This is a genomic window from Kitasatospora sp. NPDC085879 (assembly GCF_040686255.1).
Classification (GTDB): domain Bacteria; phylum Actinomycetota; class Actinomycetes; order Streptomycetales; family Streptomycetaceae; genus Kitasatospora.
Genome location: NZ_JBFBJZ010000074.1, coordinates 15,438 through 35,816 on the forward strand (window position 1 = coordinate 15,438; position 20,379 = coordinate 35,816).

17 protein-coding genes and 2 pseudogenes are annotated in these 20,379 nt (G+C 70.8%); 10 read left to right on the forward strand and 9 right to left on the reverse strand.

Annotation, left to right across the window (positions count from 1 at the left end; all coding sequences use genetic code 11):
- Positions 1-83: 83 nt before the first annotated feature.
- The 4 genes from AB0P35_RS35390 to AB0P35_RS35405 form a co-directional block, all read right to left on the reverse strand.
- A complete protein-coding gene (locus AB0P35_RS35390) occupies positions 84-329 on the reverse strand; it encodes a hypothetical protein (protein ID WP_095877726.1) in 246 nt (81 codons plus the stop codon).
- Between the two features lie 209 nt (positions 330-538).
- Positions 539-1,420 carry an alpha/beta hydrolase gene (locus tag AB0P35_RS35395; RefSeq protein WP_179419769.1) on the reverse strand — a complete coding sequence of 294 codons (882 nt, stop codon included), beginning with the start codon at positions 1,418-1,420 and terminating at the stop codon, positions 539-541.
- 228 nt (positions 1,421-1,648) lie between these two features.
- Positions 1,649-2,653: an NADP-dependent oxidoreductase gene (locus AB0P35_RS35400; RefSeq protein WP_095877724.1), complete on the reverse strand. Its 1,005-nt coding sequence runs from the start codon at positions 2,651-2,653 to the stop codon at positions 1,649-1,651.
- Positions 2,654-2,784: 131 nt separating this feature from the next.
- Entirely contained in the window at positions 2,785-3,471 is a 687-nt protein-coding gene (locus AB0P35_RS35405; RefSeq protein WP_095877723.1) for an SDR family oxidoreductase, read from the reverse strand.
- A 111-nt stretch (positions 3,472-3,582) separates the two neighbouring features.
- On the opposite strand from AB0P35_RS35405, the gene AB0P35_RS35410 reads away from it, so the two are divergent.
- The 5 genes and pseudogenes from AB0P35_RS35410 (at position 3,583) to AB0P35_RS35430 (ending at position 5,675) form a co-directional block, all read left to right on the forward strand.
- On the forward strand, positions 3,583-4,143 hold the full coding sequence (locus tag AB0P35_RS35410; RefSeq protein ID WP_095877722.1) for a TetR/AcrR family transcriptional regulator: 561 nt from the start codon (positions 3,583-3,585) through the stop codon (positions 4,141-4,143).
- 152 nt (positions 4,144-4,295) lie between these two features.
- Positions 4,296-4,493, forward strand: a pseudogene (locus AB0P35_RS35415) (helix-turn-helix domain-containing protein); the annotation flags it as partial.
- A 147-nt stretch (positions 4,494-4,640) separates the two neighbouring features.
- Positions 4,641-5,009 (forward strand): hypothetical protein, encoded by a 369-nt coding sequence (locus AB0P35_RS35420; protein WP_257019676.1) that lies wholly within the window; start codon positions 4,641-4,643, stop codon positions 5,007-5,009.
- The gene (locus tag AB0P35_RS35425) at positions 4,958-5,320 is read left to right on the forward strand and encodes a ferritin-like domain-containing protein (protein ID WP_095877721.1); all 363 of its coding nucleotides are present in this window, start codon (positions 4,958-4,960) and stop codon (positions 5,318-5,320) included. Before AB0P35_RS35420 ends, AB0P35_RS35425 begins: the two co-directional genes overlap by 52 nt.
- Before the next feature lie 25 nt (positions 5,321-5,345).
- On the forward strand, positions 5,346-5,675 hold the full coding sequence (locus AB0P35_RS35430) for a cold shock domain-containing protein (RefSeq protein WP_095877720.1): 330 nt from the start codon (positions 5,346-5,348) through the stop codon (positions 5,673-5,675).
- Between the two features lie 277 nt (positions 5,676-5,952).
- Here the strand turns inward: AB0P35_RS35430 and AB0P35_RS35435 are convergent, their stop codons facing one another.
- From AB0P35_RS35435 to AB0P35_RS35445, 3 genes are all read right to left on the reverse strand, one after another.
- Complete coding sequence (locus AB0P35_RS35435; protein ID WP_363519186.1) at positions 5,953-6,321, reverse strand: hypothetical protein; 369 nt, start codon at positions 6,319-6,321, stop codon at positions 5,953-5,955.
- A gap of 54 nt (positions 6,322-6,375) precedes the next feature.
- Positions 6,376-6,525, reverse strand: coding sequence for a hypothetical protein (locus AB0P35_RS35440; RefSeq protein ID WP_363519189.1), 150 nt, complete (start codon positions 6,523-6,525; stop codon positions 6,376-6,378).
- Between the two features lie 61 nt (positions 6,526-6,586).
- Positions 6,587-8,524: a galactose oxidase-like domain-containing protein gene (locus AB0P35_RS35445; protein ID WP_095877718.1), complete on the reverse strand. Its 1,938-nt coding sequence runs from the start codon at positions 8,522-8,524 to the stop codon at positions 6,587-6,589.
- Positions 8,525-8,768: 244 nt separating this feature from the next.
- Between AB0P35_RS35445 and AB0P35_RS35450 the strand changes: the two genes are divergently transcribed.
- Positions 8,769-11,057: a Dyp-type peroxidase gene (locus AB0P35_RS35450; RefSeq protein WP_179419768.1), complete on the forward strand. Its 2,289-nt coding sequence runs from the start codon at positions 8,769-8,771 to the stop codon at positions 11,055-11,057.
- Between the two features lie 182 nt (positions 11,058-11,239).
- Positions 11,240-11,614: pseudogene (lexA, locus tag AB0P35_RS35455) on the forward strand (transcriptional repressor LexA); the annotation flags it as partial.
- Positions 11,615-12,456: 842 nt separating this feature from the next.
- Here the strand turns inward: lexA and AB0P35_RS35460 are convergent.
- A complete protein-coding gene (locus AB0P35_RS35460; protein ID WP_363519193.1) occupies positions 12,457-14,736 on the reverse strand; it encodes an ATP-dependent RecD-like DNA helicase in 2,280 nt (759 codons plus the stop codon).
- Between the two features lie 899 nt (positions 14,737-15,635).
- On the opposite strand from AB0P35_RS35460, the gene AB0P35_RS35465 reads away from it, so the two are divergent.
- Entirely contained in the window at positions 15,636-16,541 is a 906-nt protein-coding gene (locus AB0P35_RS35465) for a hypothetical protein (RefSeq protein WP_095877715.1), read from the forward strand.
- A gap of 1,166 nt (positions 16,542-17,707) precedes the next feature.
- Here the strand turns inward: AB0P35_RS35465 and AB0P35_RS35470 are convergent.
- Positions 17,708-18,319, reverse strand: a complete 612-nt coding sequence (locus tag AB0P35_RS35470) for a CGNR zinc finger domain-containing protein (RefSeq protein ID WP_095877713.1) — start codon at positions 18,317-18,319, stop codon at positions 17,708-17,710.
- Between the two features lie 104 nt (positions 18,320-18,423).
- Here AB0P35_RS35470 and AB0P35_RS35475 point away from each other — a divergent pair, with 104 nt between their 5' ends.
- Both AB0P35_RS35475 and AB0P35_RS35480 read left to right on the forward strand, forming a co-directional pair.
- Positions 18,424-19,272: an SDR family NAD(P)-dependent oxidoreductase gene (locus AB0P35_RS35475; RefSeq protein ID WP_095877712.1), complete on the forward strand. Its 849-nt coding sequence runs from the start codon at positions 18,424-18,426 to the stop codon at positions 19,270-19,272.
- Positions 19,273-19,828: 556 nt separating this feature from the next.
- Positions 19,829-20,317 carry a hypothetical protein gene (locus AB0P35_RS35480; protein WP_095877711.1) on the forward strand — a complete coding sequence of 163 codons (489 nt, stop codon included), beginning with the start codon at positions 19,829-19,831 and terminating at the stop codon, positions 20,315-20,317.
- Positions 20,318-20,379: the final 62 nt, after the last annotated feature.

Below are 20,379 nucleotides of genomic sequence, written 5' to 3' on the forward strand. Positions count from 1 at the left end.
CGTCGGCCCGTCTGGCTCGGCATGGGCACGGCCGTGCCCGGCACAGGCCGTCGCCACGCAGAGCCGGCACCGGGCCGTGCCGGTCAGGCCTGCTTCGGGGCCGCCGGCACCCTGCCGTGCACCGGGTTCTGGTGTTGCGCCGCGCGCCGGCCTCGGGCGAGGGCGCGCCGCAGTACCTCGGCGGCGTCGGCCTGCCGGTTGTCGAGGATCTCTGCATGGCGGTCGGCCCGTGCGGCCAGCCGCCGCAGCCGGGAGGCGAGCACGTCGTCGGAGGCAGCCGTACCCGGTGCTCGCAGGAGCGCGATCTTGCCCTGAACCCCGGATCGCATGGCCTTAGTGGTCTGCGTCGTAAGTCCTTCGGGGGTTGACTTCGAGACTGGGCATCGGCGTTCTCGTGGTGGGTGGCCGACATGTGGTATCGAGGGAGTTCTCGGGGGGTGGTGGCACTGCAGGTGGGCGGGAGGGTGTCTGATCGGAGGCTGGCTCGCCTCGTCGCGGGTGCGCTCAGCGTGGGACTGCGGGGGTGTGGCATCGGCGGTCAGGCGTCGGGGCGTGCCTCGAGGAATGCGAGGGCGCTCACCACGAACGCGTCGTGGAACTGGAAGATCCCCCCGTGTCCGGCGTCCGGGTAGAGGGGGACGAGTTCGCCCCGGGGCAGTCGTGCGGCGAGGTCGAGGGTGTTCTCGCTCGGCACCATTCGGTCGCTCTCGCCGTTGGCCACCAGGACCGGCTGGTGGATGCGGGACATGTCGGCCGGCGCCTGCAGGCCCCATCGGTGGATGGCCTTGAGCTGGGAGAGATAGGAGATGGGGGAGATCGCCTTGTCCCGGTGTTGCGTTCGCTCCTTCAGCCGGGCCAGGAACTCCTTGCCGGCCCGGCGTCCGTTCGCGGTACGGGTGAAGAAGAGGTACTGCTTCGGATCTTGGAGGGTGAGCAGTGCTCGGAGGGTGTCGAGGTGGGAGATCCGGCTCACGTTCTTCATACCCTTGCCACCGGCGGGTCCTGTGCCCGCGAGGATCAGCCTGCGAACGAGTTGCGGTTCGTTCTGTGCGATCACCTGGGCGATCATCCCGCCCATCGAGAAGCCGAGGATGTCCACCTGGTCGAGCTCGAGTGCCCGGATGAAGGTGACGGCGTCGTCGGCCATTTTCTCGATGGTCTTGGGTGTCGAGCCGGTGGACGCGCCGACGCCCCTGTTGTCGAACGTGATCACCCGGTGCCTGGCGGCGATGCCGTCGACGACACGGGGATCCCAGTTGTCGAGTGCCGCGGCAAGATGGGTGAGGAAGATCACCGGGATGCCGGACCGGGGGCCGAGGTCGCGGTAGGCGAAGGTCACTTGGTCGGCGGTGACGGTGCGGGTCGGTGCGTCCCGGTAGGACATCACCGTGCCGCCGCTACCTTCATGTGTGTCGTTCATGGGTGTGCCCTTCGGTCTCGGATCTACCACGGCCTCGCTCCGGCCGCTTCGTCCTCGCGGGTGTGCGCAGGACGGCTTCCCGGTCTTCCGACTGCGGGCGCGGGGCCGGCGGCCGGATGAGTGGGAGGGGCGCGCGGTGCACCTCTGGTCGATTCCTGCGGGGAGGGGGGATCCACTCGTCTGCCGAGGCCGGCCGGTCAGGTGGAGGCGGGGACCGGCCGGCAGACCTCACTCCATCGCGATGACGACTTTGCCGGCCTTCGCGCGGCCCTTCTCGGCGTACTCCATGGCGTCGCGGGTCAGGTCGAAGGGGAAGACCCGGTCGACGACGGGGTGGATCTGCCCGGCGTCGACGAGCCGGGTGAGTTCGCGCAGCTGGCCGCCGTCGGCCTTCATGAACAGGAACGAGTAGGTGACGCCGTGGCGCTTGGCACGGCGCCGGGTCCTGAAGCTCAGCGCGTTCATCGCCTGCCGCAGGACCGGGTTTGCGCCGAGCTCGCGGGCGAAGTCCGCGTCGGGCGGCCCGGCGATGCTGATGACCTTCCCGCCCGGCTTGAGGACCCGCAGCGACTTCTCCAGGGTCTCGCCGCCGAGGGTGTCCAGGACGACGTCGTAGCCCTCCAGGAGCTGCTCGAAGTCCTGGGCGCGGTAGTCGATGACCACGTCCGCGCCGAGTTCCTTGACCAGGCCGGCGTTGGCCGCGCTCGCGGTGGTGGCCACATGTGCGCCCAGGTGCCTGGCCAGCTGGAGGGCGATGGTGCCCACTCCGCCGGAGCCCGCGTGGATCAGGACTTTCTGGCCCGGCCGGACCTGCGCCTTCTCTACCAGCGCCTGCCAGGAGGTGAGGGCGACCAGCGGGAGGGAGGCGGCCTGCGCCATGGTGAGGGCGGCGGGTTTGGGGGCCAGGTCGTCCTGGTGGACGGCGATGAGTTCGGCGAAGGTGCCGATGCGGTCCTTGTCGGGCCGGGCGTAGACCTCGTCGCCCACCGCGAAGCGGGTGACCGACGAGCCGACCCGGACCACCACTCCGGCGAGGTCGTTGCCCAGGACGAGCGGAAGGCGGTACGGCAGGATCCTCTTGAAGGCGCCGTCGCGGATCTTGAAGTCCAGCGGGTTGACGCTCGCCGCGTGGATCTCGACCAGGACATCCTCGGGACCCGGCTGCGGATCGGGCAGCTCGGCGGCGTGCAGCGCCGACTGGTCGCCGTACTTCTCGATCAGGTAGGTCTTCATCTCTCCGTCTCCGTGTCCCGTCCGTACCCGAACGCGATCTCCGCTCGCTTCCGGGCCTGCCCCGGTACGAGCCACTTTCTGCTAGTCACTGCTGGTTCACGGCGCCCCACGCCGATGCGGCGGAGTGCTTCTCACGCCGCGTTCGGCGACGTGGCCAGGCTCTGCTTGACGTACCGGGTGGTCTCGTCGGCGAGGACCTCGGGCATGCCCGCCTCCACGGCGGACAGGGCCTGGGCGGCGACCTCGGCGGGGTTTGCCTTCTGGTCGGCGGGAACGCCGGCGGCCATGTCGGTGTCCATGTACCCGACGTGCAGCGCCGTCACCGTGATGCCGCGGGGCGCCAGTTCTTCTCGGACCGCGCCGGTCAGCGCCCATGCCGCCGCCTTCGCCGCAGCGTATGCGCCGAGGCCGGCCGGGTGCATCCAGGACAGGACCGACAGCACGTTGAGCACGCCGCCGCCCCCGTTGGACTCGATGACCGGGGCGAAAGCCCGCGTCACGGTGAGAGGGCCGAAGAAGTTCACCTCCATTTCCAAGCGCACTGCGTCCGGGCTGCCCGCGATCAGCGACGTTCCGGTGGAGATGCCCGCGTTGTTGACCAGCAGCGTCGCGTCGGCGGCGATGCGGGCCGCCGCCCGGATCGACTCCGCGTCGGTCACGTCCAGCCGCAGCGGGACGACGCCCGGAAGGTCCACCGTCTCGGGGCGGCGGGCCGCCGCGTACACCTTGGCCCCGCGCTCCACGAGCTGGGCGGCAAGATGCCGCCCGAGCCCCCGGTTGGCGCCAGTGACCACCGCGACCGCGTCCTTCAGTTCCATGAGCACTCCCGACGTAGTGGGCGGCAGCCGACCGCCACAATAGATTTCATCCAACATCTAAAATGGAGTCTAGAATAGATTCGACTCGACATCCAACTGGGAGGGTGACCAATGGGCCGCGTATCGCAGGCACAGGCACGGGACAACCGCCGACGGGTCGTGGAGACCGCCTCCCGGCTCTTTCGGGAACAGGGCACGCACGTCAGCGTCGCCGACCTCATGAAGGCCTCCGGCCTGACCCACGGCGGCTTCTACAAGCAGTTCGCCTCCAAGGAGGCACTCGTCGACGAAGCCACCGCCCACGCCTTCGCCGAACTCGCCCGCCACCACAAGGACGGGCTCGACCAGTACGCCGGACAGCGCGACGCCGCCCAGCGGGCGCTGATCGACGCCTACCTCTCCACCGAGCACCGCGACAGCGCCGCGGACGGCTGCCCCGCCGCCGCACTCGCCGGCGACATGGCCCGCGACGGCGCAGACGGCGAGGCCCGCCGCGTCTACACCCAGGGAGTCGGCGACTTCGCCGACTGGCTCGCCACCGAGGACCAGGACGGCATCACCCGGCTCTGCACCATGCTCGGCGCACTCATCCTGTCCCGCGCCACCAAGGGCTCCCCGCTCTCCGAGAAGATCCTCACCACCGCACGCGAGGCACTGACGGCCACCAACTGACCAAAGACGCGGTACAGGGCGGCACCGCGCAGGAAGGGCGCGTGTCGTCGACCTACCGTCATCCTCTTCTCGTGATCGGCCTGCCTGCCTTGCCCGTTCCCTCGGCCTGCCCGACAACCCTGACCGCCTCCGAGCGGGAGCGGTTGAAGAAAGTGGCCTACGGCCACAGGACCGAGCACCGGATCCGGCAGCGCGCCCACGTCGTGCTGCACGCGGCCCGGGGCCGGTCCAACGCCCGCATCGCCCGTGAGACCGGGCTGCACCTGGACACCGTCCGTACGTGGCGCGGCCGCTTCGCCGCATCCCGGCTGCCCGCCCTCGGCGACCTCAAGCGGTCCGGCCGTCCTCCTTCACGCCGCTGCAGGCAGCTCAGGTCAAGGCCCTCGCCTGCCAGTTGCCCGCCGAGAGCGGCACACCGCTCGCACGCTGGTCGGCCCCGGAACTGGCGCGCAAGGCGGTCGCCCGGACCATCGTCGGCACAAATCTCCGCCTCCACCGTGCGGCGCTTCCTCAAGCAGGACGCGCTCAAGCCCTGGCAGTATCAGTCCTGGATCTTCATCACCGACCCCGCCTTCCGCCCCAAGGCCGAGCGCCTCCTTGACCTGTACGCCCGCACCTGGCAGGGCGAGGCGCTCAGTGCGGACGAGTACGTGATCAGTGCCGACGAGAAAACCTCAGTCCAGGCCCGCTGCCGCCGTCACCCCACCCTGGCCCCCGGGCAGGCCAGGACGATGCGGGTGAACCACACCTACGGCCGCGGCGGGGCCCTGGCCTATCTCGCCGCCTACGACGTCGGGACGAGGCCCGCAAGAAGATGGCCGACGGGCCCGTCACCGAGACGTACGGGCTGGACACCGGCAGGGTGATCGCGGTGCTCAACGACGTCGTGGCGACCGAGGTGGTGTGCTGGCTGCGCTACACCCGGCACGCCATCTCCGCCACCGGCATCGACCGGGCCCAGGTGGCCGCGGAGTTCACCGAGCACGCCGCCGAGGAGATGCAGCACGCGCTGCGCGCCGCCGAACGCCTCTCCCAGCTCGGCGGCGAGCCCGACTTCGACCCGGCGACGCTCGCCCGGCGCGCCCACACCGACTACACCACCCGGCGCCTGATCGAGTCGATCCTCGAGGAGGAGGAAGAGCACGCCGACGACCTGACGGACCTGCTGGCCGTGTAGCGATCACGGCCGGACCGCATTCCCGGTGGCTGACGTCAAGTCGTCGTCGGCCACCGGACGTGCGGCGCGCGCCGGCGACGCGGAACGCGTCCCCCGCACCGCGGCGGCGCAACACCGACACCTGCCGTTGTACAGGTCAGGCTCGGGCGGTGATCGTGGGAAGCCACGCCTCCGCGATGATCACCTGTTCGCCGACGTCGATGCCGACGGCAGGGCCCGGCTGTCGTCGCACCGTTTCTCCACGTTCTCCGCGATCCAGGGGACTGGTTTCAGGAGCCTGGAGGAGAGCGCCCGGGTCGAGTTCGAGATCCAGAACGGCCAGTCCGCAGGCGGCGAATGTCAAGTCTTGTCGTAGGCGACTTCTCGCCGCCCCGCCCCGCAGCATGCGTTCGGGGCAGAGCGCCGTTGCTGTTGGGCTGGACACCACGGGTGCCGCTCCGGCTCCTGCGCCCGCCCACGGCGGCCTCGGCCTTGTCGGGTGGAGAGCGGGGCCCAACCATTCTGGGCTGTCCGGCGTGATCAGTCTCTTGTGCAGGCAAGGCCGGGTGCGGTCCTGGAAGTGCTGTCCGCGGAGCCGATGGGCACCCACAGTGTCTGGGATTGCCCGGATACGTCGTGTAGGTGCCGATCGTTCAGGGGGCGGCCGGGCAGGAGGCGCCGGCCCGCAGGGGGAAGCGCTCGACGGTGAGGTGCCAGTTCTGCAGGCCGAAGGTGGCGTTGCTGCTGGCCTGTACCTGGATCCGGGTGGTGGCGTCGCGGCTCTCGAACTGGGGGGCGAAGCAGGCGGTCCGGGTGTAGCCGTGGGCGCTCCACTCGGGTCCTCCGCGGGCGGTGACGAAGCGGGCATTGGTGTCGCCAGGGGCGGCAACCTGGCCGCCGACCAGGACACGGACCGAGCAGACCGCGTTGTTGACCGGAGACGAGCAGATGGCGTCGGCGTCGAAGTGGACGACGAAGACGCCGTCGAAACCGGCGCCGCGGCCGGTGGAGTCGGTGATCACGGCTCCGGGCAGGTCGGTCCAGTTCTGCGCGGTGGTTTCGAAGCGGTCGGCGTTTCAGAGGGTGGCGACGGCCGGGGTGCCGGTGCCCTGGACCGGGGTGGTGGGCACGGCGCGGGTGGCGGACTCGGCAGCCGGGGCGAACAGGGCCACGGCGCTGAGCGCGCTGACGGCCAGCGCTGCGGTGAGCAGACTGGGGCGGGTCATGGCGTCCTCCTGGGACTGGGGAGGGCCGCCCGGGAGCCCTCGCTCTCGGGCGGCGGGGGACTCAGGGGATCTGGCCGCCGGAGGTCTTGGCCTCCAGCTTGATCCACTTGGCGGCGCTGGGGACGCCGGACGGGTCGAGCAGGAAGAGCATGTAGTAGCCGGGCGGCGCGGCCGCGGCCAGCGGGGGTGCCTGGAGGGTGAGTTGGCCGCCGTTGCGGGCGTTGATCCGCAGTTCCAGGTGGCGCTGGCTGGTGTCCACCGAGTGGGTGGAGGTGATCGGCGCGAGCAGGACGGCGCGGCTGACCTTGTCCGGCGTCGAGGTGGAGACCGGGAACTCGGCGTTGAACCGGACCGGGTCGGTGGGTGCGGTGTCCAGCGCGGGCCGGTTGCCTGTCTGCAGGTAGGGCGGCTCGTAGATCTCGATGGTGCCGTTCATGCCGGACTTGATGTCCGGGTTGTTGGCGATCTGCTGCAGTTCGTCGCCAGTGATCATGACGCGCCCGTCGGGGAGGATCACCGCGTTGGAGTGGTAGCCGCGCGGCAGCCGCTGGACCGGGCCGAGCTTCCAGTTGCCCTGGTCGTCGCGGAACTCGGTCTGGCGGTACTTCAGGTCGGCGTTGGGGTTGTATGGCCCGTTGCCGTAGTCGCGGATGTCGAAGGCGCCGTTGACGGTGAACAGCTTGCCGTCCGGGAAGATCAGGGTGTCGTCCTGGGTGCGGCCGAAGGCGCGCGGCTTGGCCACGCTCCACTGGCCGCCGGCGAGCTGGTAGGTGTTCGGGTCCTTGCGGTTGCCGCCGAGGACGAGCACGGAGTCCGGGCCGTTCACACCGCCGGGGAGGGCGACGGCGGAGCCGTAGTTGCGCCAGGGCATGTCGGCGGGCAGCTTGTCGAGGTCCGGGCGTGCGGGCAGGTCGGCGCGGGTCTCGGCCTTGGGGTCGAACACCCACTGCTCGTTCGGGGTGCGGCCGAGGCCGTAGATCTTGCCGTCGTTGAGCGAGAACAGCTGCGGGTAGTCCTGGGTGAACGGCGCGTCCGCGCCGAAGCGGTCCACCGGGGCGGTCGGCACTTTGCCCGGGTCCTTCTCGGGGGTGACGGACTTTGCGGGGAAGCGCTCGACGATCGGCGTCGGCGTGCCCCAGCCGAGTTCGGACTGTCCGGACATGATCAGCTGCCTGCCGTCCGCGCCGGTCACCACCGACGGGTACCAGCGGCCCACCTGCATGTCCGGGTTCTGGGTCCAGGCTTCCTTCCACGGGTCGAATACCAGCGACAGCTTGGCGCCGGCGCCGCCGTTGCCGCCCAGGTTGCCGCCGAACACACCGACCATGCCGTTGGGCAGGTACGAGTGGCCCGCGCAGAAGAACGGCGCCGGGCGGTTGGCGCCGGTGCCGTCGTCCAGCACCACATTGGGCGGGGGCACGGCCTTGAACGCGTCGGCGCCGGTGCCCTTCGCCGGATCCCACAGGTAGGCCCGGCCGGCGTTGGCCATGCCGATGACGTTGGTGGGCGCGGGCTCCTTGGTCGGGTCGGTCTCGACCGCCTCGAAGGAGAAGATCAGCACCTTACCGGTGGGCAGCAGGGCGATGTGGTCGCCGTAGTCGGGCGAGGGGAAGTAGTCGGTGAACTTCCCGAAGACCATCGGGTCGAACGCGCCGTTGGTCGCCTTCTGGCTGTCCGTCAGCGCCTTGAGGCGGTTGATCCGCATCGGGTTGGGATACCCGTTGTCCGGGCCGCCCTCGGCCCGCCGGGAGCCCCCGGCGGCCCGGCTCTCCAGCCGGATCCAGGCCCGGTAGGCGGCCTCGTCGTGGCCGAGCGCGGTGAGTTCCGCCGGATCGATGGCGGCGTTCACCTGCTCGGCGGTGAAGCCGGCCACCGCGTCCGGGCCGGCGGCCGTCGCGGGGGCGGTGGACAGCAGGGACGCGGTGAGGCTGGAGGCGAGGACGCAGGCCGCCGCCGCGGCGGCCAGCCGGGAGCGGGAGGGTGGTGCGGTACGGGACATGGCCTTCCTTCGAAAGCGGAGAGTGACCGGCGCCGACGGGGACGGTCCGTTGGAGGCAGTCGAGGGGGAAGCGGGCGCGACGCAAGTCGTTCGTCGACGGACGAGCGACAGTCTGACGTTGCGGGAGAGCTGCTGTCGCGTCAGACACGCGGACGGGATGGTCGGGCGAGCCTGGCGTGATCATGAAGTTCGGGTACGTAGCATGTGGTTGACCGTCACCATCGGTGACCATTCAGGAGGGCGCATGCCGACCGATCTGCCGTTGCGGGAGAACGAGGACATCCAGGGCGACATTCTCGCCGGCTTCAAGAAGGACCAGATGGTCCTGCTCTTCCTCACGTTCGAGGACGGGATCAAGGCACGCAGCTGGCTGCGGAAGCTGACCCCCAGAATCGCCACCACCAGGCAGGTGGCCGCCTTCAACAAGGCGTACAGCGAGGCGCGCAAGCGCTCGGGCGGCGAACCCACCGGGCTCAAGGCCACCTGGCTGGGCGTCAGCTTCACCTACAAGGGCCTCGAGACGCTGATCGGCAAGGAGCCCTACGCGCCGATCCCGAAGGAGGACGACAACACCCTTCGCGCCTTCCAGCAGGGCCCGGTGGACCGGTTCAAGATTCTCAAGGACGAGGGGGACAGCCACCCCAGCACGTGGGTCTTCGGTAACAACCGCACCGAGGAGTCGATCCACGCGATCCTCACCATCGCCTCCGACACCGTCGAGGACCTCCAGGCCGAGGTGATCGCACAGCGCGAGGCGGCGGCCCAGACCAGGGTCTCCATCGTCTTCCAGCAGAACGGGGCCACGCTGCCCGGCAGCCGCCGGGGCAAGGAGCACTTCGGCTTCAAGGACGGCGTCAGCGAGCCGGGCGTGCAGGGCTTCGACGAACCCGATCCGCTGCGCAAGGAATGGGTCAAGGACCATCCGGGCACCCGGCTGATCCCGGCCGGCGAGTTCGTCATCGGCCAGCCCCGGGTCGAGCCCGGCGTGCTGCCGAAGACCGAGGCGGCCTGGGCCCACAACGGCTCCTTCCACGTGGTGCGGCGGCTCGCCCAGGACGTGCCCGGCTGGTGGGCGCAGCTGGCCCGGCTGCTGCCGGTCCTGCGGGAGAAGAAGGCCGTGCCGCAGGACGCCACGGTCGAGTGGCTGGCCGCGCGGGTGGTGGGCCGGTGGCGCTCGGGGACGCCGGTCGCCAAGTGCCCGCACGCGGACACGCCGTTCAACACCGTGGCGTCGAACGACAACGAGATCAGCTATCTGGACGACCTCGAGGGGCACACCACCCCGCTCTTCTCCCACCTGCGCAAGACCAATCCGCGCGACGCCCTCCAGGAGAGGCCCGGTGAGCAGCCGCTGCCCGAGGAGCCGTGGATCGACCGTCGCCGGATCATGCGGCGCGGCAGCCCGTACGGCCAGCCCTTCGACCCGGCCGCCGAGGGGCCGGGCGGCCCCGACGATCCGCGCGGGCTGCTGTTCGTCTCCTACCAGGCCGACCTGGTCACCCAGTTCGAGTTCATCCAGAACATGTGGATCGACGCCCCGAACTTCCCGCCGAACCGGAAGGCGCCGACGGGCAAGTCGCCGAACCCCGGCCCCGACGCGATGGTCGGCGTGGACGGCACCGTCTACTGGGAGCACGCCGACGGGGAGCCGGTCGAGCTCGGCTTCCAGCGCTTCGTGAAGACCGAGGGCACGGTGTACGCGTTCGCGCCCTCGATCACCGTGCTCAAGGCGCTCGGCGACGGCCGGCTGCCGGGCAAGGACCAGCCGGAGCTCGGCCAGCCGGTGGACACCTTCTGGCCGGTGCCGGACATGCAGCGGGACAAGGGCAAGAGCTGGTACTGGGTCTTCCGTACGGTCGGCGGCAAGCAGGTCTACCGGCTGGTCTCGATCGCCGACGGAGATGAGCACACCGACGTCAAGGAGGCGCCGGACCAGCCGATCTCCGAGTGGGACTCCTTCGATTGCCTCCGGCAGGTGGACTTCCTGCTGCCCTTCCCGGACCGGCAGCGGGTCAACGGCAAGACCTGGTACTGGTTGTTCCACACGCCGCTGTCCGGCACCCAGCAGTACCGGGTGATCTCGATCGCCGACGGCCGTGACCACGAGGATGTGAAGGAGCGGGCGGATTCCCTGCTCGCCGACTGGAAGTCACTTGAAGGCGTCGCCAAGGTCGACTTCGTGCTGCCGGTGCCGGACCGGCAGCGGGTCAACGGCAAGAGCCTGTACTGGGTCTTCCACACCACGGCCGGGCAGCAGCTCTACCGGGTGATCTCGATCGCGGACGGCGAGAAGCACGAGGACGCGCTGGTCCTGGCCGACCAGCGGATCTCCGAGTGGGACTGCTTCGCCAACATCTCCCGGATCACCACGATCCTGCCGGTGCCGGACATGCAGCGGATCAACGGCATCTCCACATACTGGGTCTTCCACCGCGACCAGTACCGGATCGTCAGCATCGCTGACGGCAGCGAGCACCAGGACCGGATCGTCGTGCCGGACCGCGGCGTCACCCTGTGGAAGTCGCTGAGCTGACCCTGTCCCGGTCCGACCCGAGCCCGCCGGACGCGCTCGGGTCGGACCGGGCAGCCGCGCCTCGAGCGCGTCCGGGCCGAGAGCGACTAAGCAGCGTGCCGGGGTTGTCTGGTAGCCGGTGTGTGCGGTGTTCTCTTGGCCAGTGCGAAAGGCCTCCGCCCGGGGTGGGCGGAGGCCTTGGGTCGTACGTGCCGCTGGTCGGCCGGATCGCCGCCGGCGGCCCGATCCTCGCCGAGCAGACGGTGGAGGACGTCTTCCCGCTGCCGCGTCAGCTGGTCGGCGAGGGCGAGCCCTTCGCGCTCACCGTCCGCGGCGACTCGATGATCGAGGCGGCCATCCGTGACGGCGACTGGGTCACCGTCCGGCGGCAGCCGGCCGCCGAGAACGGCGACAGCGACATCGTCGCCGCCATGATCGACGGCGAGGCCACCGTCAAGCGCCTCAAGCGCGAGGACGGCAAGATCTGGCTGATGCCGCACAACCCGGCGTACGCCCCGATCCCGGGCGACAACGCCACCATCCTCGGCAAGGTCGTCGCCGTCCTACGCCGCCTCTGATCCGTGTCCTCGGCTCACGGAGGCCTGGGGGAAACGGCGTTCAGCGCGCCGCGGCCGCCGATCTGTGCCGCACGGGTGACCCCTCCCGCTGGCAGCTCACCGCACGCTCGGCTTCGCGGTGGCCGGAAGCGACACGGCACCGGCGACCGTACACCGAGGTAGCGAGTTCGCTGGGGAACGATGATCACGGCGCTGGTCGGCGTGGCCACCCTCGGCGCGGGCTTCGCCGGAGGCTTCCTCACCCAGTCCAAGGTCGGAGGTGCGGAAAGCCGGCCCCAGCCGACCGTCACGGTCACCGTCCCGGGGCCGACGGTGACGGTCCCAGGCCCCGCGGCAGCCGCACGGACCGGCCAGGCCGGTGGGCCGTCCGTCAACGCTGTGCCCAGCGGAGCGGCGGACAACGGCACCTCACCGACACTCGCCTGGCTGCTCCTTGCTTCGCCTGACGGCGGCCGCAGCGGCACGAAGACCGTCCTCACAGGCCAGGGCTTCCCCCGAAGGAGATTGTCCGGGTCTCCTTCATCATCAAGGGAGACGTCGGCGAGGACTACAGGGCGCGCGATCTCCGGGACACGGTGCCGACGCCCAAGGCGTGTTCTCCCTCGAAGTCGTCATCCCGTCCGACCTCGGCAACGATGCCAACCTGAACGCCTACCTCAGGGCTCGAACCTCCACCACCAAGACGGAAACCGTCTTCGACCTCGCCGGCTGACGACGCCTCCGCTACGCCTCGGTCTGCTCCACTCACCTGGGACCGGGGGGCGGCACCCCAGGCGTTCACCGTGGACGTCCCGGGCCCGGCACTGCTCGGACTCTCCAGACCCACGGGCGAACCGGTCGACTCAGCACAGGGTCGCCTGGGTGCTGTAGGTACGGGCCGGTTCAGGCAGAACGACTGTGCCGGTGAGGGCTTCGTGCAGCCGGACGGCGAGCGAGGAGTTCCGGGCCGTTGCGGGCTGCTTGATCGCCATCTCGAGGGCTTCGGGGTCACCGACCAGGACGAGCATCTGCCGGGCCCGGGTGACGGCGGTGTAGAGGAGATTGCGGCGCAGCAGCAGGTATGAGGGGCCGGTTTTGGTGAGGGGGACGACGACGTGCGGGTATTCGCTGCCTTGGGCGCGGTGGACGGTGATGGCGTAGGCGTGGAGGAGTTCGTCGAGCTCTTCGAAGGCGTACAGGACCTTGCTGCCGTCGTCGTCGAGGGTGACGTGGATGTGGCGTTCTTTGTCGTCGATGGCGCTGACGCGGCCGGTGGAGCCGTTGAGGACGCCCTTGCGAATGTCGTTGCGGACGGCGATGACGCGGTCGTTCAGGCGGAACGGCCGGCCGTCGCCCCAGTGCTGCGCCTGGCCGTCGCGGTGCGGGTTGACTTCGGCCTGGATGGCCGCGGCGAGCTCCTGGGTGCCGGCCGGGCCCTTGGTGCTCGGGGCGAGGACCTGCACGTCGTCCGCGGTGATGCCGTACTTGGCGGGCAGGCGGCGGGTGACGAGGTCCACGACGGTGGCAGGGATCTGCGCGTCGGGAACGGGGAGGAACCAGAAGTCGCCGCCGCTGCGCACGGGCCGACCGTGCCGGATCTGGGCGGCGTTGGTGGTGATGGCGCTGTCCGCGCTCTGGCGGAAGACTTCGCCGAGTTCGGTGCGGGGGACGGCTTCGACGGTGAGGAGGTCGCGCAGGACCTGGCCGGGGCCGACGCTGGGGAGCTGGTGGACGTCTCCGACCAGCAGCAGGTGCACGCCCGGTGTGAGTTTGCCGAGGAGACGGTCGAGCAGGGGCAGGTCGAGCATGGATGCCTCGTCGACGACGATCAGATCCGCCTCCAGCGGGTCCCAGGCGTCGAAGAGGTTCAGCAGCCCGGCGTCGTCGCAGGGCTTGCCGATCATGCGGTGCACGGTGGTGGCCGTCCGGCCGGTCAGCTCCTGCAGGCGCTTGGCCGCGCGGCCGGTCGGCGCCGCGAGGCCCACCCGGCCGCCGGCCGTCTCCACGAGGTCGACGATCGACTTCACGGTGAACGACTTGCCGCAGCCAGGCCCGCCGGTCAGCACCGACACCGGCTCGGTGAGGGCCATCCGAGCCGCCGCCTCCTGTGCCGGGGCGAGTTGCACGGCGCTGTCGAACACGGGCAGCGGCCCGCCGCCGCGCCACGGACCCAGCGACGCCAGCCGGGTCTTCGTGCTGCGCAGGCGGGCGATCCGGGCGGCGACGGAGGCCTCCGCGGCATGCATGCGGGGTGTGAACACCGCGGCCTGGAGCCGTCCGTCCCGGGGGACGTCCTGCACCACGACGCCGCCGGAGGCGACCAGCGCGCCGAGCTCGTCGGGCAGCAGCTCGGCGAGCGTCTCGTCCCGGAGGTTCTGCAGCGTGCGGTGGAGCAGCTGGCGCTCGAACAGGAAGCACTGGCCGTCGCGGACCGCCGCCGTCTCCAACGCGTGCAGCAGAGCCGCTCGCAGCCGCTCCGGGCTGCGCTCCGGCAGGCCGAGCCACAGGGCCAGCTTGTCGGCGGTGGTGAAGCCGATCCCGTAGACCTCGGTGAGCCGGTAGGGGTGCTCCTGCACGATGTCCAGGACGTCCGCGACGTCGTGGGCCTCCCGCCGGACGGTGCGGAAGTGGTGGGCGATCCGCGGCGCGTGGGTGGGGGAGACGGCGGCGCCCTGCAGCAGCACCATCAGCTGCCGGATCTCCTGGTGGACCTGCCACGCGGCGACGATCTCCGCGTGGCGGGCCGGGCCGATCAGGTGCACCTCGTGCAGTCGCTCCGGCGTGGTGTCGATGACCTGCAGGGTGTCCAGCTTGAAGGTGTCCACGATCGCGTCCGCGAGCTTCGGGCCGATGCCCCGCACGAGTCCGGAGGCCAGGTACTTGCGGATCGCGTGCAGGGTGGCCGGCTCGATGTAGCGGCACTCGGTGGCGTGGAACTCCTCGCCGTATACCTGGTGCCGCCCACGGCGGCCGGTCACCTGCAGTGTCTCCCCGGGCTGCACCCCGAGCAGTGCCTCACCCCTGGCGGTCAGACTCCCGCCGTCCTCCAGGCCCAGGCGCAGCGCGGTGAAGCCGCCGCTCCCGATGTAGAGGATCCGCTCGACGATGCCGTCCACCGTCTCCAGCTGCTGTTCTTCCGCCATTTCCCCGCCCTCTCCCGCTGCACCCGGCGAGATGCCTTCCCTCCAGGCCATCACCGCACGCAGACCGGTCGCGCTGGGCTGCCCCGGCCCGGCGGCGCCGTCCGAACGCGATCCCTGCCGATCGTGGCGGCTCCCGGCCCGCACTGCAGTGCCCGGGTCGAGGGGCACACCACCCGCATGTCGGCCGGGCACGCTGGTACGACATCTCACCATCATCGCCGGTCATCCGCCCCGCCGCGGGGCGGCGCCGCGGAGGGCGGCGCCCACCTGCACTGCGGGCCGCCCCTGTGCCGCTCCTCACCCCGCCCGGACGCAATGCCGTGCCCGAGTCCCGGCAGGCGGGTCCCAGGGCCTGCCCAGCCCCCCGCGCGCGGCCGTCTGCGTCCTCGCCGGTCCGCCGCTGCGCTGACGAGTGTTCACCTCGGCCGCGCTCTGCGAGCGGTCCCGATTCCCGCTTGGTGTCCGCGGGGGCGGACGGGCACCGCTGTTGGCACTCGCGCAGGGCAGTGTTGCTTCGCCCTGGCAGGGTTGCGGATGCAGCGCGACGGAGGGGCCCTGCGCGAGGACGGGCTGTGGCGCGAGCCCCGTACTGCAGGCAGCCTGGGGGCTGTCCACCGGACGATCTCCCGCTGTGTCGACCGGAGTTGACGCATTGCCGGCCGCGGCGATCCGTCCCCTCTCCCACGTCGTCTGCCCGGACCTTCGGGCACGGAACGCGCGCCTTGCTTCGGAGCCCCGGTTCGGGCGTGGGCTCCTCTACCGGGCCGCTTTGCGGCGCGCCGAGCCGAGACGCGCGGGCGGGGGTGTGGGTGCAGAATTTCCGGAAACCCGGCTTCCGGCGGCAGTTGGCGATCTACATTCGCATATGGGCAACTCGGCCCAGTGAGGGGATGGTGTCTGTGGGAACCGTCGAGGACGAGCACGGCACGGTGGAGGCGGCAATCGCGTGGCTGGAGCGCAGGCTCCCCGGAGTCCGGACACGTCGCGAGGATCTGGAGCGCGAACTCGCCGAAGCTGTCCGCGAGGAGCAGGCCCTCCATGGCGCGCTGGACGGCCTGCGCGCACTGACCACCGCCTGGAGCGGCGAATCGGCGGGGGACCTGGGCGTTGCACCTCGGACTGTGCCGCCGGCCGCCGGGCCCCAGCCTGACGATCCCGCTACGGTCGCCCCTGCGCCGGACGCTGCCGCGCGCGATGACACCGCTGAGGAACGGCTGGCCCCGGCGACCACCGAAGCCGAACTCGGCCAACCGGCTCCCGCCGCCGGGGAGGACGAGCCCGTGACGGTCCCCGCAGGGGAGCAGCGCGACGGCACAGCGTCGAGGCCCGCGAAGCGCACAGCGGCCAGGAAGGCTCCGGCCAAGAAGAGCGCCGCCGGGAAGACCACCGTTCGGAAGTCCCAGGCGAAGGCTGCGGCCGGCAAGCCGGCCCACGGCGTGAAGCAGGGCACGGGCGGGCGAAGTGCCGCCCGGGGTGCGGCCGAGGCTGCCGGACCGGCGCCAGTCGCGCCGACGACGGCGAAGCCGACCCGTCCGGCGAGGAAGTCCGCCACGGCGGCGCGGACCCGGGGTGCGGCGCCCGACACCGCGCCCACACGGTCGCGCCGGAGCCGGACCAGTTCCGACAGCGTGCTGGAAGCACTCGCGGCGGCGGCCGGACCGCTGCGTGCCCGGGACGTCGTCGATGTTCTGGGTCTGGAAGCGGGGGCCACAGACGCGATGCGCACCACGCTCGAACGGCTGGCCAAGAGGGGCCTGGCGCGCAGGGTCGCTCGTGGCACCTACACCACGGCCGAGAAGGCCTGACTACCGGAACGGGGGAGTGGTGGTGGGCGGGAGCAACCTCCTGGGGGAGCTGCGGCAGGAGCCGGGGATGGGCCGAGCTCTGCTCACGCGGCACGCAGGTATCGCTCCCGCCCAGGTCCGGGACGCCGAGCAGGGGCGCACGCCCGTGATCCCCGCGGAGATCCTCGCGTGGGCCGCCCGCCGCGGCCTCGATGCCGTCGACCTCGACCGCCGGTTCCGCGTCCGGCAGGCCGGCGTCCAGCAGCGGCAGAGGCGGTCACGGCCCTGTTCGACGGGGCGTTCAAGTAGCAGCAGCTGCGGACCGCATCCCGAAGCCTGCGCGCCGAGCCGCCCGGAACGGTGTTCCGGCGATACCGCCGCCGGCTGGCATCTCCGCCGCTGAGGTGGCCCGCCTTTGCAGGTGTCGGCGGCAACGTATCGGGCCTGGGAATCCGGTGCCGCCTGCCCGTCGGTCAGGCGAGCCATCACCTCATCCGACTGGAGCGGCACCGCCTGGCTCCTCGGACAGGCCGACGCCGACGCCAGGCCCACGGAAGCCGCCGTGGAGCGTGCGACCCGTGACACGGCACTGGCCGAGCCGCCGTCCCGATACTGCCCGCACCACCACATGGCCGCACACCCGGCAGCACAGGTGCCCATTCGCTGCACACCCGGCACTTGCTACCGGGCTGTCAGCCACGACCACCAGACCAGGCGCCGACGCCTACCACCAAGATCCGATATGCAGGCCATCAGAAGGGCGGCTCCTCGGTGCACCCCCCGTCGCCGGCGGCCTTCTTGAGCTCGTCCCAGTACGCCTGCTCGCGTCGCTTCTCCTCCTGCTGGGCGGCCACGCCGGGTACGGCGGCGATTGCCTCGGCACAGGCGCGCCCTCCCGGGTTCAACCTGAGTAACTACGCTGCCACGCAAGCCATCTGAACCGGCATCCGGCCGGACAGAACGTCTGAACGACACCGCCCTGGGGACGGACCTGCTCACCTGATCTCCCCACCGGTCATTCGACCGAATGAGGCCGGGTGGGGTGTCGAGGGTGGGGTGGATCAGCAGGAAGGCCGCCGCGGCGCGGTGGGATCCCGGATCGCTCACCATCGTGTCGGGCCTCCGGGGCTCGTCGACGTCGTCCTCGGTCCTGCCGCCGCGGAAGGCTCGGCGATGGCGGCGCGTCCTCACGCCTGGGGCGGCGCCTGATTCCCTTGGCGCTGCCGCTGGCGGTAGTTGCGCATGGACACCTGTGAGCCGCAGCCGGGACTGCAGTACAGCCCTCCCCCATTGCGGGTGCGGTCGAAGAAGCCGAAATGGCATGGGGGGTTCCGGCACGCCTTGATGCGCCCCCAGTCGCTGCTCTGGGCGAAGGTCGTCACCGCAGCCAGTACGGTTCCGAACACACGCTCCACGCCCGCCTGCGGCGACGCCAGCTCGACACCGCCGGCCGTAATCACCGTCGCCAGCGGGTAGAGCGAACCCGCGCGTCGCAGGTGCCGCTCGGCACGCTGCAGCGGCTCACCCAGGCTCTCCTCGTCGCCCGAGTGCGCGAGCAGCACGGTCACCAGGGCATCGCGCAGCTCGCGCGCGGCCGCGGCATCAGCATCGGTCGCCACGGTTTCGCCGCCGAACTCGTCGTACTCCGCCAGCCACGCCGCGAACGAGTCCCCGTCCCCGAACAACTCCCGCCGACCGGACCCGTCCGCGCGCGTGTTCACGAACGCGAGCACGGTCTCCACCGCCGGTGTGACGGTGCGCGGGCTGAGTTTGGGAGGTCCGGCTGCCGCACTGCTCATGCCCTCACCCTACATCAGCAGGAAGAGGCACTAATCCGTCTAACGGGCAACCTAGAACGCCATCCGGCTTGACTCGTTGCGATCTAACTCATTACGGTCGCAACATGAATGGAACATCCAACCAGCAGACCCACCCCCGCACATGGCTGATCACCGGCGCGACGTCCGGCATCGGCCGCGAACTGACGCTCCAGGCGCTCGAGAGCGGCGACGTCGTCTCGGTGCTCGCCCGCGACACCGCTTCCCTGGACGAACTGACCGAAGTGCACGGCGAGCGCCTACTCCTCATCCAGGCGGACGTCCGTGACGAGCAGGCCGTCCGGGAAGCGGTGGAGCGCACGCTCACACGGTTCGGCCGCATCGACGTGGTGGCCAACAACGCCGGCTACGGACTGTTCGGAGCTGTCGAGGAGGCCTCCGACGCGCAGATTCGCGCCGTGTTCGACACCAACGTCTTCGGAGTGCTCAACGTGCTCCGCGCGACGCTGCCGGTGCTCCGCGCCCAGCGATCCGGGCACATCCTCCAGGGCTCGTCCGTCTACGGGCAGTCCGCCCATCCCGGCGTGGGACTGCTGGCCGCGACCAAGCACGCGGTCGAGGGGCTGTCGGACGCACTGGCGGCCGAGGTCGCACCGCTCGGCATCAAGGTCACGCTCATCCAGCCCGGGCTGACCGCGACCCCCTTCCTGGCCAACCTCGATGTCGCGGCCGGCCTGGCCGACTACGACCAGACCGTCCGCGAGGTTCAGAAAGCCATCGGAGAGTTGCCGGCATCCGCGTTCTCCTCCGCGGCGCGGATCGCCGCAGGCATCCGGACCGCGGTCGACAGCCACAATCCTCCGCTGCGCCTGGCCCTCGGAACCTCCGGCGCCACGGGCATGCGCGCCGCATTGGAGGCACGCATCGCAGACCTGGACAACTGGAACCGTGTGACCGACGCCGTCGACAGCTAATCGCAAGTCCCGCCGGGGGCCGCGGCGCTGACAGCCGCGGTGCCCTCGGCGGCGTAATCCGCGCATGCCCGGCAAACAGGGAAGCGATCTTGTTTCGGGCGGGAACCAACCCCTTGGCAGTTCTGCGTTAGCGCAGGCCAACGAATTGTGTCGGTTGACCCCACCCCAGGGGCGCCGAGCTGGGGCGGAGCGTCAGGGCTCTGGAGTCGCCCATCAGCCGGCTGAACTTCGGGGCGGATCGGGCGGTCCAGGGCGGGCGGCGCCTATTGCGTAGCGACGCCGCAGGCGCCCTTGACCGTCCGGGCCGGCCCGGACCCTACGGAGACGGGGGCTCCGGTCTTCGATGCACGCGCAACCAAGTGGGGAACCGAGAGCGGGCCGGGCCGTCTTCCCGGATCCTCATCAGGGGTGGCCGAGGGCGAGGACGAAGGCGCGCTCGGCCAGGGCGAGCCGGTCCAGCACGGCGGCCAGGCGGCGGTCGGCGGGGACATGGCCGAACAGCGGGTCATCGATCGGCGACACAGACTTCGTCGCGCTCGACGGCAACCTTCGCCTCATGGCAGCCCGACTGACAGGTCCGAAGACCCTCCGGGTCGACCTCAACGACGACCTGGTCGACAGCGCTGCCAACATTGTGGAGGCCGCCCTCATCGCCAACGCCCACCGCGAAGACGTATCTCCGCTCGAGGAACCCCAAGCCGTCCAGCAGCTCCTCACCACCGAGTACGACGGCAACCAAGCTGCGGTCGCCAGGAGCCTCGGCAAATCCCGGGCCTGGGTCGGCCAGCGCCTCGCCCTGCTCCACTTGGCGCCAGAACTCCAGGAGCAGGCCAGCACCGGCGAGCCGGCCATCGAAGATGCACGCAAGATCGGCGCCGAAGCCAGGGCCGGCAAACTCACAGCTGCCGAGCAACTCACGAAGGCAGACGCCGCGAAGGAGGCTGCCGCCGAGAAGGAGCGCACGAAGTCCGCAACCAGGCAGACACGCGACCGGTTGACGTGGCGACAGGCCCCTAGCCTCCGTGTTTCGCTTCGCGTCGGCTGATCTGGGGTGATCTCCAGGTTGAAGGTCGTGGGGTTGCCGTCGGACGGTGGGCATGCCGAGGG

Bases quoted from the DNA above. Each gene is read 5' to 3' on its own strand.
- AB0P35_RS35425 (WP_095877721.1), top strand. From the start codon at position 4,958: ATGGCCGACGGGCCCGTCACCGAGACGTACGGGCTGGACACCGGCAGG.
- AB0P35_RS35475 (WP_095877712.1), top strand. From the start codon at position 18,424: ATGAATGGAACATCCAACCAGCAGACCCACCCCCGCACATGGCTGATC.
- AB0P35_RS35470 (WP_095877713.1), bottom strand. From the start codon at position 18,319: ATGAGCAGTGCGGCAGCCGGACCTCCCAAACTCAGCCCGCGCACCGTC.
- AB0P35_RS35395 (WP_179419769.1), bottom strand. From the start codon at position 1,420: ATGAACGACACACATGAAGGTAGCGGCGGCACGGTGATGTCCTACCGG.
- AB0P35_RS35390 (WP_095877726.1), bottom strand. From the start codon at position 329: ATGCGATCCGGGGTTCAGGGCAAGATCGCGCTCCTGCGAGCACCGGGT.
- AB0P35_RS35410 (WP_095877722.1), top strand. From the start codon at position 3,583: ATGGGCCGCGTATCGCAGGCACAGGCACGGGACAACCGCCGACGGGTC.
- AB0P35_RS35405 (WP_095877723.1), bottom strand. From the start codon at position 3,471: ATGGAACTGAAGGACGCGGTCGCGGTGGTCACTGGCGCCAACCGGGGG.
- AB0P35_RS35460 (WP_363519193.1), bottom strand. From the start codon at position 14,736: ATGGCGGAAGAACAGCAGCTGGAGACGGTGGACGGCATCGTCGAGCGG.
- AB0P35_RS35480 (WP_095877711.1), top strand. From the start codon at position 19,829: ATGGCAGCCCGACTGACAGGTCCGAAGACCCTCCGGGTCGACCTCAAC.
- AB0P35_RS35400 (WP_095877724.1), bottom strand. From the start codon at position 2,653: ATGAAGACCTACCTGATCGAGAAGTACGGCGACCAGTCGGCGCTGCAC.
- AB0P35_RS35450 (WP_179419768.1), top strand. From the start codon at position 8,769: ATGCCGACCGATCTGCCGTTGCGGGAGAACGAGGACATCCAGGGCGAC.
- AB0P35_RS35445 (WP_095877718.1), bottom strand. From the start codon at position 8,524: ATGTCCCGTACCGCACCACCCTCCCGCTCCCGGCTGGCCGCCGCGGCG.
- AB0P35_RS35440 (WP_363519189.1), bottom strand. From the start codon at position 6,525: ATGACCCGCCCCAGTCTGCTCACCGCAGCGCTGGCCGTCAGCGCGCTC.